A 13,559-nucleotide genomic window follows, 5' to 3' on the forward strand; every position below is an offset into this window, starting at 1 on the left:
CTATTTGTTAATCAGGTTGCGTTATATCTCGTCACTCGACTTCCACGCTTGAGCGTTTCACTGGGCAACTCTTTGAACAACGCGTGATAACTACTGGAAAACCGTCCCAAATGCCAGAACGACCAGTGCATCGCCACTTCGGCGACGGTAGTTTCCATGGTTGTGCGGCTCAGCAGTTCACGGTGAGCACTATTGAGCCGACGCAGACGCAACCAGTGGGTCGGCGTCATGCCGGTAAACGCCTTGAATGCATGCTGCAACTGACGCAACGACACCCCCGCCACTTGGGAAAGCTCCAGCAGGTTGAGGGTTTCTTCCGGCGCATCGGCGGCCCACTCCCCTACTCGCTTCATGATCGTCCGTTCTTCGGCACGCCGCTGCAAGCCGCCGCGGTCCAGGCGCACGCACGCGTTGTCGAGGATGTACAGGCAGTCTTCCAGCAGTTGCAAGGTCAACGCCTCACGGCTGGGCGGATCGAGCGTCTGCGTCAGTCGGGTCAAGGTGGTGCTTAGCCAACGGCTGAACAGCGCGTTCTGCTGGCAATTGAGCGCCGACATGAACAGGCCTTCGAGCCGCGCCACGTTCAAGCCATGGCGCTGGACGAACTCCGGACCGAACACCACGGCGATTTCCTGGTAGTTCTCCGGGGTGATCCAGATGTTGCGACTTTCGCCATTCAGCACATACAGCGAGTTGTCGCTGCGATCGAAACAGAACGCCAGCGAGCCTTGGGGCGCACTGAAATTCTGCTCGACCCGGGTATTCATATGCTCTTCGTAAATCTCCACGCCCTGCAGGTCCAGATAGCGCACCAGCCCGGCGAAATGCCCCGGCGACATCTGCTGGTAATGCTGCACCCAACCCGGTGTGGCGCGTATTTGTTCGGCGACATCGGCGGTGTTGAACGCTTGGACTTGTAACGGATTGCACACTGTCATGGGTGACCTTACGCACTCGTTTGGTGCGTTTTGGTGCTGCTTAAAGTGGATAGATGGAACCGCAAGGCTCGCCCAAGATAGTCGTCAACGCGCTTCAGGGGAAGTGTCTGTCGGATGCGACCGCCCTCCCCGGCGTTACCAAAACCAATAACGAGGTCTTTATGAATGTCCCTTTCGATCAGCTGTTCACGTGGCTGAAAGATCACAAGATTACTGAGGTCGAGTGTGTGGTCAGCGACTTGACCGGTATCGCTCGCGGCAAGATTGCACCCACTAACAAGTTCCTGCATGAGCGAGGCATGCGCCTGCCGGAAAGTGTGCTTTTGCAAACAGTAACCGGGGATTTTGTCGACGACGACATCTACTACGACCTGCTCGACCCGGCCGACATCGACATGATCTGTCGCCCGGTCGCCGACGCGGTCTACGTGATTCCATGGGCCATCGAGCCGACCGCCATCGTCATTCACGACACCTTCGACAAGTTCGGCAACCCGATCGAATTGTCGCCGCGCAACGTGCTGAAGAAAGTCCTGCAGCTCTACACCGATAAAGGCTGGAAGCCGATTGTCGCGCCGGAAATGGAATTCTACCTGACCCAACGCTGCGAAGACCCGGACTTGCCGCTCAAGGCGCCGCTGGGCCGTTCCGGTCGCGCGGAAAGCGGTCGGCAGTCGTTCTCCATCGACGCCGCCAACGAATTCGATCCGCTGTTTGAAGACGTCTACGACTGGTGTGAACTCCAGGGCCTGGACCTCGACACGTTAATCCACGAAGACGGCCCGGCACAGATGGAAATCAACTTCCGTCACGGCGACGCCCTCGACCTGGCAGACCAGATCACCGTGTTCAAGCGTACCCTGCGCGAAGCGGCGCTCAAGCACAACGTCACCGCGACTTTCATGGCCAAGCCGATTGGCGACGAGCCGGGCAGCGCCATGCACTTGCACCAGAGCGTGGTGGATATCGTCACCGGCCAGCCGATCTTCGCTGATGCCGAGGGCAAAATGAGCGAGTTGTTCCTGCACCACATCGGCGGCCTGCAAAAGTACATCCCAAAAGTGCTGCCGATGTTTGCGCCGAACGTGAACTCGTTCCGCCGCTTCCTGCCGGACACCTCGGCGCCGGTGAACGTCGAATGGGGCGAAGAAAACCGCACCGTCGGCCTGCGTGTGCCGACCTCGACTCCGGACGCCATGCGCGTAGAAAACCGTTTGCCCGGCGCCGACGCCAACCCGTACCTGGCGATTGCCGCGAGTCTGTTGTGCGGTTACCTGGGCATGGTCGAGAAGGTCGAGCCGAGCGCTGCGGTGCAGGGCCGCGCCTATGAGCGTCGCAACCTGCGCCTGCCAATCACCATCGAAGACGCCCTGACCCAGATGGAAGAATGCGAAACCGTCGGGCGTTACCTGGGCAGCAAATTCGTGCGCGGGTATGTCGCGGTGAAGCGTGCCGAGCATGAAAACTTCAAGCGCGTGATCAGCTCCTGGGAGCGGGAATTCCTGTTGCTGAGCGTCTAAACCGCATCACCCTGTGGGAGCGGGCTTGCTCGCGAAGACGGCGGCACAGTCAATACAGATGTCGACTGACACACCGCTTTCGCGAGCAAGCCCGCTCCCACAAGGGGAAATTGCCAACGCCTGAATAATCCAATAACTCAAAGAGGTGTCGAATGCGTCTATTGAAATCCGTGGTTCCGGTCGCGCTGGCGATCATGTTCAGTGCCGGTGCCCAGGCTCAGCCACAGGTCAGCGTCTACAACTGGACCGATTACATCGGCGAAACCACCCTCGCCGACTTCCAGGGCAAAACCGGGATCAAGGTGATCTACGACGTCTTCGACTCCAACGAAACCCTGGAAGGCAAACTGCTCGCCGGACGCACCGGTTATGACGTGGTGGTGCCGTCCAACCACTTCCTCGCTCGCCAGGTAAAGGCTGGCGCGTTCCTTAAGCTGGACCGCTCGCAACTGCCGAACTTCAAGAACCTCGACCCGAAACTGCTCGCGCTGCTGGAGAAAAACGATCCGGAGAATGCGCACTCGGTGCCGTACCTGTGGGGCACCAACGGCATCGGCTACAACGTCGACAAGGTCAAGCAAGTGCTGGGTATCGATCACATCGATTCCTGGGCGGTGCTGTTTGAACCGGAGAACATCAAGAAACTCAGCCAGTGCGGCGTGTCGATGATGGACTCGGCGGATGAAGTGTTCCCGGCGATCCTCAACTACATGGGCATGGACCCGCGCAGCGAAAACCCGGAAGACTTCAAGAAAGCCGAAGCCAAGCTGTTGAGCATCCGCCCTTACATCACCTACTTCCACTCTTCCAAATACGTGTCGGACCTGGCCAACGGCGATATCTGCGTGGCCTTCGGTTACTCCGGCGACGTGTTCCAGGCCGCCAACCGCGCCAAGGAAGCGAAGAACGGCGTGAACATCGCCTACGCTATCCCGAAGGAAGGCAGTAACTTGTGGTTTGACCTGTTGGCGGTGCCCGCCGATGCCGCTAACCCGAAAGAAGCCCATGCCTTCATCAATTACTTGCTAGACCCGCAAGTGATCGCCAAGGTCAGCGCTTCGGTGGGTTACGCCAACCCGAACCCGGCCGCCAAGCAATACATGGACGTGGCGTTGGTGAGCAATCCTGAGGTTTACCCATCCCAGGAAGTCCTCGACAAACTCTACATTTCAACCACCCCGCCCCAGGCGATCATGCGTCTGATGACCCGTTCCTGGAGCAAAGTGAAGTCCAATAAATGAATCGGTACAGCAATGAACACGCCCATTCTTATTACGCCGCTACGGCGAAAAGCCTGGCGCCCTACCCCACGCTGGCCTCGGATCTGGATGCCGATGTCTGCGTGATCGGCGGCGGGTTTACCGGGGTCAACACCGCCATCGAACTGGCACAGCGCGGGCTCTCGGTGATTCTGCTGGAGGCCCGGCGCATTGGCTGGGGCGCCAGTGGGCGCAATGGCGGGCAGTTGATTCGCGGGATTGGCCATGACGTCAGCGGGTTCGCCCGCTATGTCGGCGTAGAAGGCGTGCGTTATATGGAGCGCGCCGGGGTTGAGTCCGTGGCGCTGGTGGGCGATCGGATACGCGAACACGGGATCGACTGTGACCTGCGTTGGGGCTTCTGTGAGTTGGCCAACACGGCGGCTCAGTTTGCAGCGTTCAAGGCTGAGCAAGCTGACTTGATTCAGTCCGGATACGCCCATGAAACCCGCCTGGTCGGCCCCGAACAAATCCGTCAGCAAGTAGTGAATTCCGCTGTCTATGCCGGTGGCTTGATCGACATGGGCTCGGGCCACTTGCACCCGCTCAATTTGGTCCTCGGCGAAGCTCGATTGGCGGAGTCCCTTGGGGTGCGGATCTTCGAACAGAGCCCGGTGCTGGAGATCATCCACGGCAGCACTGTGCAGGTTCGCTGTGCCGGCGGCACGATACGCGCTGGCAGCGTGGTGCTGGGCTGCAACGCGCATCTGGAAGAACTGGAACCGAAACTCAGCGGCAAAGTGCTCCCGGCTGGCAGCTACATCATCGCCACCGAACCGCTGTCAGCCGAAGTCGCTGCGCAATTGATCCCGCAAAACCTGGCGCTGTGCGACCAGAAAGTCGGCCTGGATTACTACCGACTCTCGGCGGATCGGCGCTTGCTGTTCGGCGGTGCCTGTCACTACTCCGGGCGCGATCCATCGGACATCGCGGCCTATATGCGTCCGGCCATGCTCAAGGTGTTCCCGCAACTGGCCAACGTGCGCATTGATTACCAATGGGGCGGCAAGATCGGCATATCGGCCAATCGCTTCCCTCAGGTCGGACGCTTGAGCCAGCACCCGAACGTGTTCTACGCTCAGGGTTATTCCGGCCACGGCCTGAACGTGACTCATTGGTGCGCCAAGCTGCTGGGTGAAGCGATCCACGCCGGGCACAGCCAAGGTTTCGACGTGTTCAGCGCCGTGCCGCACATGACCTTCCCCGGTGGCCGCGCCCTGCGTTCACCGCTGCTGGCCCTCGGCATGTTCTGGTATCGCCTGCGCGAAATCCTCGGTTAACCCTCGATTCTCCCGGCAAAATCCTTACCCCTGTGGGAGCGGGCTTGCTCGCGAAGGCGTCATGTCAGTCAATGCCGATGTCGACTGACACACCGCCTTCGCGAGCAAGCCCGCTCCCACAGGTCGGGCGTGCATCCCTTTGAACCGCCTTTTAATTTGCTCTATCGCAAGGCACTTCTATATTGAGAAGGTGCTCTGACTTTCCTGCCTCCTTGCGAATGCGACCCATGGCCACCACTGACCAGTTGATCATCTGCGAGCACTGCGACTGCGTGTATGAAAAAGTCACGCTCGCCAAGCATCAGAAAACCCTGTGCACCCGCTGCGGCGGCGTGCTCCAGCGCTATAACGGCCTGACGCTGGAGCAGCGGCTGGCCTTGACCCTCACCGCATTGATGCTGTGGATTTTTGCCAATTTCTTCCCGGTCATGAGCATCAGCCTCAAAGGCCTGAAAAACAGTGCGACGCTCTGGGATTCGGTGCTGGCCCTGAGCCTGGGACCGATCACGTTCATTGCCATGGTGGCGGCGATCTCGATGATCATCGCGCCGGTCTTCCAGTTGCTGCTGCTGATCTGGGTCTTGGGCTTCGCCCTCAAGGGCCGGCGTTCGCCGGGTTTCAGGTTCTGCATGCGCTGGCTGGAAACACTCCGGCCCTGGAGCATGCTGGAAGTCTGCCTGCTGGGGGCGATGGTGGCGGTGATCAAGCTCGCCGGGTTGCTGGATGTGCTGCCCGGCATTGGCCTGTTCGCCCTGGCCGTGCTCAGTCTGATGATGATCCGCATCGCCGGGCGCGATATCCGTGAGCTGTGGGACATCCTATGACAACCCCTCCGGTCGCCAGCGAACTCGGCCTGTGCCTGTGTCACAGCTGCGGCCTGGCCTGCGACATGATCCACGATCCCCATGAATGTGAGCGCTGCGGCGCGCCGTTGCATCGGCGCAAGACCAACGCCCTGGCCCGAACCTGGGCCTATATGTTCACCGCCCTGGCGTTTTATGTGCCGGCCAATCTGTTGCCGGTGATGAACACCAAAATGGTCGGCAACGGCGCCGACAGCACCATCATGAGCGGCGTGCTGGAGTTTTGGGAGGCCGGTGCCTGGGACATTGCCCTGATCATTTTTATCGCCAGCATCGCGGTGCCCGGTATCAAGTTCGTGGCCCTGACATTACTGCTGGTGACCGTTCACCGCGACAGCTTATGGGCGCGCAAGGAGCGGTCGAAGCTCTATCGTTTTGTCGAGGTCATTGGTTACTGGTCAATGCTCGACGTGATAGTGGTGGCACTTGTCGCCTCTCTGGTGAAGTTCCAGGCCCTGGCGGATATCGAACCGCGCCCGGGCATTCTGTTTTTCGGCCTGGTGGTGGTGTTCACCATGCTCTCGGCGATGAGCTTCGACCCAAGAATGATCTGGGATAAAGAGCCTGCCCCGTCACAAAATGAGGAGGACATGGATGAAGTCGCAAGCCACTGACGGGCCGCAGGCCCCGGGCCAGGCCAGTATCAAGACTCGTCGTTTCAGCGTATCGCTGGTCTGGATCGTGCCCATCGTGGCGGTCCTGGTGGGGATCTCCCTGGTGCTGCACAGTCTGATGCAGGAAGGCCCGACCATTACCGTGACCTTTAAGACAGGCGACGGCCTGACCGCCAACAAAACCGAAGTCAAATACCGCAATGTGGTGATCGGCCATGTCTCTGACGTGGAATTGAGCAACGACCACAAGAGTGTCGATGCCACGATCAAGCTGTCCAAACAGGCTGAAACCTTCACCCGCGAAGACTCGCAATTCTGGGTGGTGCGCCCGCGCATCGGTGCTGGCGGCGTCTCGGGTATCGATACCTTGCTGTCCGGTGACTACATCGGCGCCGATATCGGTCACGCCGACGGTCGCGCGAAGAACTTCAAAGGCCTGGAAAACCCGCCGCCCATCACCTACGGCGAGCCGGGCAAGCGCTTCACCCTGCATTCTCAGGACCTGGGCTCGCTGGATATCGGCTCGCCGGTCTATTACCGCAAGATTCCGGTCGGCCAAGTCGTGGCTTACGCACTGGATGCCGACGGCAAAGGCGTGAATCTCGAAGTCTTTGTCCATTCGCCCAACGATGCCTATGTCACCGAAAACACCCGGTTCTGGAACGCTAGCGGTATCGACCTGAACATCGGTGCCAACGGCTTTGCGGTGAAGACCGAATCGCTGTCCTCGTTGCTGGTCGGCGGCATCGCTTTTCTTGCCCCGCAATACAGCCCCAACGACCAACCGGCCAGCGAGGAGAAAACCTTCGAGCTGTTCGAAGACCAGACCACCGCCCTCGCCCCGCCCAACGGCAAGGCGCAGTACCTGAGCCTGCGTTTTGACCAGGCCCTGCGCGGGCTCAAGGTCGATGCGCCGGTGGAATTCCTCGGCATGGAGATTGGCAAAGTGGTGGCGATCAATCTTGATTTCGACGAGAAAAAACGCAGCTTCCCGGTCAATGTCGGCATCGTGATCTACCCGCAACGGCTGGGGCAGGCCCACACCAAAATGATCAAGGCCTTGATGCATGACCCCAATGACGAAGCCGCTGGCGTGCGTTTGATGGGCACCTTTATCGAAAACGGTCTGCGTGCCCAGGCCCGCAGCGGCAACCTACTGACCGGTCAGTTGTATATCTCGCTGGATTTCTACCCGAAAGCGGAGAAAGTCGCGTTCGATCCAAACGCCCGGCCGGTCAGTATCCCGACGATCCCGGGCAGCCTGGAAGAATTGCAGGAAAAACTTCAGGCCATGGTCGACAAGATCAACAAGCTGCCGGTGGAGCGGATTGCCGGCAACCTCGACAGCAACCTCGTCGAACTGCGCAAAGGCCTGGCGCAATTCAACGCCAAGACCCTGCCCGGCGTGCAAACCACCCTGGCCGACGTCAGCAAGACCCTGCAATCGGCCAGTTCGACCCTTGCCGAAGACTCGCCGCAGCGCGAACAGCTGACCCAGACCCTGGACGAACTCAAACGTATGTCGCGGTCATTGCGTGAACTCTCGGATTACCTGGGCCGTCACCCGGAATCGCTGATTCGCGGCCGCCCCGACAATGCCGCGCCATCGGATCTGCAAGGACCACCGCGCAACTGACCACAGGAGCAACACCCATGGCTTTTTCGCCGAAGATCACCTTGGTCGCCGCATTGTTGCTGCTTGCGGCGTGCCGCAGCGACCCGATTCACTTTCACACCCTGACCCCGGCACAACCTCCCCGCACCAGTGGCGACGAGATCAAGATTGAAGGCATCAGCGTGCCGCCGCAGGTCGATCGGCCACAGATTGTCATTCGTCAGGGCAACAGCGGCCTGTCGATCCTCGAAACCGATTGGTGGGGCGCAAGCCTGTCGGACGAATTGCGTAGCGCGTTGGTGGATCAACTGTCCAACAGCAATCCGCAACGCAAGGTGTCGTTGCGGGTGGATGTGCAGCGCTTCGACTCGATTCCCGGCCAGTACGGCTTGATCGACGTCAAATGGCGCCTGCGCCCTCTTGGGGCGGGAGATAACGTGTTGGTTACCTGTCGCAGCACTTTGCAGACGCCGTCGGGGCCGTCAATCGAGGATCTGGTGACGGCGCAACAAAACAACGTCAAACGCCTGGCCGCGGTGATCAGCCAAGCGGCCGCTTCGCAGCGGGGTTGCCCGGCGTCGCTCTGAAAAACACGGTTGCCCTCCCCTGCGTCAGCCCAACGGCTTTACAACTGCCGCTGGGTGGGTGTCGCCCATTATTAGCTTCTGCAACAACTTGAATTAATCCCACCTATGTATTTGATACTAGTTTTCAAATACACCTGACTTAAAACTAATTAGTCAACTACGCTCTGTCCACTGAAACTAAAAGGAAGCAGTTTCGTGATCAATAGGACGTTTCTCCGCAAATTTTTCACATCCGTTTCACCGGGCTCATACGCATCGCCCCTTAGTGTATTGAGCGTTGCTGAAAGTTTGACCAAACAACTTCAACAACCGTCGATATTTTCCCGGCCAGACTGCGTCGTGCGCAGTTTTCGGGTTATCCAAAGGGGCTAGACCGTGTTCGAATCATTGTCATCCGCCATGCCTGCGCGCCGCTGGCAGCTCTCTCGACTCACCCGCATTATTAGCGTGTCAGCCTTGCTGACGGTGGCCGCTTTGGTAACGGGTTTCGTCCTGTGGCATCGATCGCCGGTCGACCTGGGCAGTGCCGGCGTCGAGGCTCGCGCCGAATTGCTCCAGCACTGGCGCGCCGGTGAAGTGGTGGTGCTGGTTCGTCACGCCGAGCGCTGCGACCGCTCCAGCAACCCGTGCCTGGGGCCAGCCGATGGCATCACGCGGCTTGGCAGCGAGTCTGCCACCGCAGTGGGTCAGGGCTTTACACGACTGGGCATGGCACAGACCGATGTCTTCACCAGCCCGGTTACCCGCACGGAGCAAACCGCGCACTACATGTTCGGTAAAGAAGCGTTGACCCAGGAATGGCTGGCCAGTTGTGGCACAACCCTGCGTAACGACGTCGTCGCCCACAAAATTGCCCATCGCAATACGGTGCTGGTCACCCACAGCGGCTGCATCAGTGATTTCGAAAAGCAGACGGGTTTCCAGCATGCCAACACCAGCGAATACAGCAGTTCATTGTTTGCCAGTATCGGCGCCGATGGACACCTTCAAGTATTGGGCGTGCTGAATGACGTTGATTGGCATTTGCTATCAAGCGAAAAAGCGCTGAAGTAACGAGCGCCAGATTAGTCAACTGTTAAATGCCAAGCGTCATACAAGATCAAAATATAAATAGCAGGCTACTTAGTTGGCTAGCTAGTGGGTGTGCTCATGTAAAAAAAGTTTGTCTTTTACATGAATGACTGGACTTCGCTGGGTTTCAAGCTTGAATTCCTTCAGGAACGGTTCAGCCAGGAAGGTTGATAGTTCTCTGGATCCAGGGAGATCACGCACATTCAGCTGCCGACATGCCTGCATTCACTCAAGCCAGTGTTATGCCCGCGCAGGATTGCGCCGGGCACAACACTGAATCAAGCAACGTCCCTGAGTTAAGGTCGAGTTATGACGTCCCATAACAATCTGTTGCTACACCCTACGGCGAAGCTGTCCCGCCAACCTGCACCTGCCCCCACTGCCGCCGAACGCTGGATCGTTCCCGGTTTGCTACTGGCCTTCGTGGTGTTCTATTTACTGCCACTGGTGAGCCACGGTTTGTGGATTCCCGACGAAGCCCGTTATGGCCAGATCGCCCAGGAAATGCGCCTGAGCGGCGACTGGATCGCCCCGCACTTCATGGGCATCCGCTATTTCGAAAAACCCATCGCCGGCTACTGGATGATCGCCATCGGCCAGGCAGTGTTCGGTGACAACTTGTTCGGCGTGCGGATCGCTTCGGCGCTGAGCACCGGGCTGAGCGTATGGCTGACTTACCTGATCGCCCGCCGCTTGTGGAACGACCCGCGCAAGAGTGGCGCCAGTGCGTTGCTCTACATGAGTTTCGGGTTGATCGCAGGGCAAGCGGGTTATGCCAATCTCGATCCGCAGTTCACCTTCTGGGTCAATCTGAGCCTGGTGGCGCTGTGGTTTGCCATCGATAGCCCGTCAGGTAGAGGACGACTCGGTGCCTGGGCGGTGTTGGGTGCGGCTTGTGGCATGGGCTTCATGACCAAGGGTTTCCTCGCCTGGCTGTTGCCCGTGCTGATCGCCCTGCCCTACATGCTGTGGCAGCGACGCTTGGGGGAATTGCTACGTTACGGGCCGATTGCCGTGATTGTCGCAGCGGTGGTCTGCCTGCCTTGGGTGCTCGCCATTCACCATCAGGAACCGGATTTCTGGCGATTTTTCTTTTGGAACGAGCATATTCGCCGGTTTGCCGCTGATGATGCGCAGCATGCCCGTCCGTGGTGGTTCTACCTGCCGTTGCTGGTGGCTTCAAGCCTGCCGTGGGCCGCATTATTGCCGTCCACCTTTATCCAGTCGTGGAAAAACAAGGGTAAACCGGCCATTGGTTTTCTGCTGTTGTGGCTGCTGTTGCCGCTGGCCTTTTTCAGCCTGAGCAGCGGCAAGTTGCCGACCTACATCATGCCGTGCCTGCTGCCGCTGGCGTTGTTGATGGGCCATACCGTGGTGGGCCTGGTGGACCAGGCAAAAGGCAGGGCGATTCGTCTCAACGGCATGCTCAACGTCGCGCTGGGCAGCGTCGGTCTGATCGCCCTGATTTACGTCCAGGCGACCCGGGAAATCTTCGAAAACACCGAGATGTTCAGCCTGTCCCTGGGCTACATCGTGCTGGCCGGCTGGATCATCGCCAACGCGCTGCAAGTCTCCCGCCCCTTGCAGTTCTGGGCCGCGCCGGCGCTGGGGATCTGGCTGCTGGTCGCGCTGCTGCCGGCGGCGATGCCCGCAACAATCGTCAACAGCAAGATGCCTGACCAGTTCATTGCCGAACACCTGGACGCCTTGAGCCAGACCACCTCGTTGCTCAGTAACGACCTGGGCGCGGCGTCGGCCTTGTCCTGGCGCTTGAAGCGCCCGCAAGTCGATCTGTTCAACACCATTGGCGAGCTGAAATATGGCCTGGATGATCCGGCCATGGATTCGCGCAAAGTCACCAAGGACAGCGTTGCGCAGTGGATGACTGAAGCACGCAAGAAAGGCTCGGTCGGGGTGGTGATGCGGGTCAACAGTGTGCAGGAGGTCGAGGAAGTCGAGTTGTTGCCGGTGGACGGCAAACGCTATGAGCGCGGCAACTTGGAGATTTTGATATTCCCCCAAACCCAACCCTGATCGCTCAGACAAACACCAAATCCTGTGGGCGCGAGCCTGCTCGCGAAGAGGCCGGTACATTCAGAGTTGATGTTGAATGACCTACCGCCTTCGCGAGAAGGCTCGCTCCCACAGTGAGTAATGCCAATTCAAGTTCCAGGGAAACCCTCCATGAAGTTCCGGGCAAATGACAGGGCCGCGTTGTGGCTCCTGCTGGGCGCGACTGCCCTGATGTTGGTGTTGGGTTTGGGCTCGAGGGAACTTTGGGGCGCCGAAACCCGGTGGGCCAATATCGCCCTGCAGATGCTCCAGAGCGGTGACTACTTCGATCCGTATCTCAAGGGCGGGCCGTATTACGACAAGCCGCTGCCGTCCTATTGGCTGATTACCGCCACGGCATGGCTGACTGGCGGCCTCGGAAACTGGTCGCTGCGCCTGTCTTCGGTGATCTCGGCGTGGCTGAGCGTGTGGCTGGTGTATTCGCTCGGCGAGCAATTGTTCCGCAAAGGCACCGGGCTGATTGCCGGGTGGATGCTGGCGACCACGTTCTACTTCGTCTTCTGGGCACGGGTCGCGACGGCCGACATCCTCACCGTTTGCGGTGTACTCGCCGCCGTCTGGTGGTACTGGCGCGGACCAGACGACACCCGCTTCAGTCGCTACCTGGTGTTTTTCCTGCTGTTGTCGCTGACTTCGCTGTTCAAAGGCTTGATCGGCTTCATTCTGCCGGGCTTGCTGCTGTTGCCCCATCTGTTGCAGGACGGTCGCTGGAAACGCCATCTCAACCTGCGGCTGTGCCTGGCGCTGGTGATGGCCGGCGCGTTCTACATGACGCCGTTCATCCTGTCTCACTTCTACGGTGCGCCGACCTATGGCGAAAGTGGCCTGGGCCTGGTGCTGCGGGAAAACGTCGTGCGGTTTTTCCAGCCGTTCGACAACATCGGGCCGATTTACACCTATCTGATTTACCTGCCGGTCTACACCCTGCCCTGGGCGCCCTGCTGGATCATCGCGTTGTGGGTTGCCGTGCGGCGCTGGCATAGCATCGAGCCCAATACCCGCTGGCTGATCTGGGGCCTGGGTTTGTTGATGCTGTTCTTTACCGCCAGTGGCAGTCGGCGCAGTTATTACGTATTGCCCTTGGTGCCATTTGCGCAATTGCTCGGTGCCTGGTGGATCACCCAACGCAAGGTGGTGAGTCGTGGCTGGAAGATTGGTTTTGGCGCGGCCACGGTGCTGCTGCTCGCGGTGCTGGGCGTGCTTTATCCCTGGACCAATGGCGGTGGCGGCGTGGTCCGCTTCGGTGAAACGGTCAAGCTTGAGGCCAGCAAACGTGCGCCGCTGAAGGACTGGCGGATGGTCATGATCGAAGTCGATAACAAAGTGCCGATGTACCTGCAAACCGGCGGTGCGCCGTTCTATTACGTGCAGGAAAACCAGAACTTCCCACGCACCGGCGACAGCGCAGCTTTGATGACTTGGCTCGAAACCACCAGCGGTCAGCATTGGGATCCGCAGCGCACCATCATCGTGGCGCAATACCGCAACGGTGATGCGCTGCCGTTGAATTACCTGAGTGTCGACCATCAGGTCATCACCACCACGCCTACCAATGGCGAGCGGATGTTCCATGGTCGGGAGGACCAGAGCGTGGCGTTTATTCCTCAATCCTGACCAACACCGGTAATCCTCCCTGTGGGAGCGAGCCTGCTCGCGAAAGCATCGTGTCAGTCAATATAGATATTGAATGTGACGGCCTCTTCGCGAGCAGGCTCGCTCCCACAGGTTGTTTCTGCCCC

General features: G+C 59.2%; 11 protein-coding genes. 10 read left to right on the top strand and 1 reads right to left on the bottom strand.

Annotation, left to right across the window (positions count from 1 at the left end; translation table 11 throughout):
- Positions 1-11: 11 nt before the first annotated feature.
- Positions 12-938, bottom strand: a complete 927-nt coding sequence (locus ACWIKB_RS05435) for a helix-turn-helix domain-containing protein (protein ID WP_475265675.1) — start codon at positions 936-938, stop codon at positions 12-14.
- 161 nt (positions 939-1,099) lie between these two features.
- Here ACWIKB_RS05435 and ACWIKB_RS05440 point away from each other — a divergent pair, with 161 nt between their 5' ends.
- The 10 genes from ACWIKB_RS05440 to ACWIKB_RS05485 all read left to right on the top strand — a co-directional run bounded on the left by ACWIKB_RS05440 (position 1,100) and on the right by ACWIKB_RS05485 (position 13,434).
- Positions 1,100-2,458, top strand: coding sequence for a glutamine synthetase family protein (locus ACWIKB_RS05440; RefSeq protein ID WP_475265676.1), 1,359 nt, complete (start codon positions 1,100-1,102; stop codon positions 2,456-2,458).
- A 152-nt stretch (positions 2,459-2,610) separates the two neighbouring features.
- Entirely contained in the window at positions 2,611-3,699 is a 1,089-nt protein-coding gene (locus ACWIKB_RS05445; RefSeq protein WP_475265677.1) for a polyamine ABC transporter substrate-binding protein, read from the top strand.
- Complete coding sequence (locus tag ACWIKB_RS05450; protein WP_475265678.1) at positions 3,696-4,997, top strand: NAD(P)/FAD-dependent oxidoreductase; 1,302 nt, start codon at positions 3,696-3,698, stop codon at positions 4,995-4,997. Before ACWIKB_RS05445 ends, ACWIKB_RS05450 begins: the two co-directional genes overlap by 4 nt.
- A gap of 227 nt (positions 4,998-5,224) precedes the next feature.
- The gene (locus ACWIKB_RS05455; RefSeq protein WP_475265679.1) at positions 5,225-5,821 is read left to right on the top strand and encodes a paraquat-inducible protein A; all 597 of its coding nucleotides are present in this window, start codon (positions 5,225-5,227) and stop codon (positions 5,819-5,821) included.
- Complete coding sequence (locus tag ACWIKB_RS05460; RefSeq protein ID WP_475265680.1) at positions 5,818-6,474, top strand: paraquat-inducible protein A; 657 nt, start codon at positions 5,818-5,820, stop codon at positions 6,472-6,474. Before ACWIKB_RS05455 ends, ACWIKB_RS05460 begins: the two co-directional genes overlap by 4 nt.
- Positions 6,455-8,110 (top strand): PqiB family protein, encoded by a 1,656-nt coding sequence (locus ACWIKB_RS05465; protein WP_475265681.1) that lies wholly within the window; start codon positions 6,455-6,457, stop codon positions 8,108-8,110. The genes ACWIKB_RS05460 and ACWIKB_RS05465 overlap by 20 nt, the downstream gene beginning before the upstream one ends.
- Before the next feature lie 17 nt (positions 8,111-8,127).
- Positions 8,128-8,676, top strand: coding sequence for a PqiC family protein (locus tag ACWIKB_RS05470; RefSeq protein ID WP_475265682.1), 549 nt, complete (start codon positions 8,128-8,130; stop codon positions 8,674-8,676).
- 375 nt (positions 8,677-9,051) lie between these two features.
- On the top strand, positions 9,052-9,729 hold the full coding sequence (gene pmrG, locus ACWIKB_RS05475; protein WP_475265683.1) for a lipopolysaccharide core heptose(II)-phosphate phosphatase PmrG: 678 nt from the start codon (positions 9,052-9,054) through the stop codon (positions 9,727-9,729).
- Positions 9,730-10,056: 327 nt separating this feature from the next.
- The gene (gene arnT, locus ACWIKB_RS05480; protein ID WP_475265684.1) at positions 10,057-11,781 is read left to right on the top strand and encodes a lipid IV(A) 4-amino-4-deoxy-L-arabinosyltransferase; all 1,725 of its coding nucleotides are present in this window, start codon (positions 10,057-10,059) and stop codon (positions 11,779-11,781) included.
- 150 nt (positions 11,782-11,931) lie between these two features.
- Complete coding sequence (locus tag ACWIKB_RS05485) at positions 11,932-13,434, top strand: ArnT family glycosyltransferase (protein ID WP_475265685.1); 1,503 nt, start codon at positions 11,932-11,934, stop codon at positions 13,432-13,434.
- Positions 13,435-13,559 lie beyond the last annotated feature (125 nt).

Source organism: Pseudomonas sp. 5Vm1k, assembly GCF_056161485.1.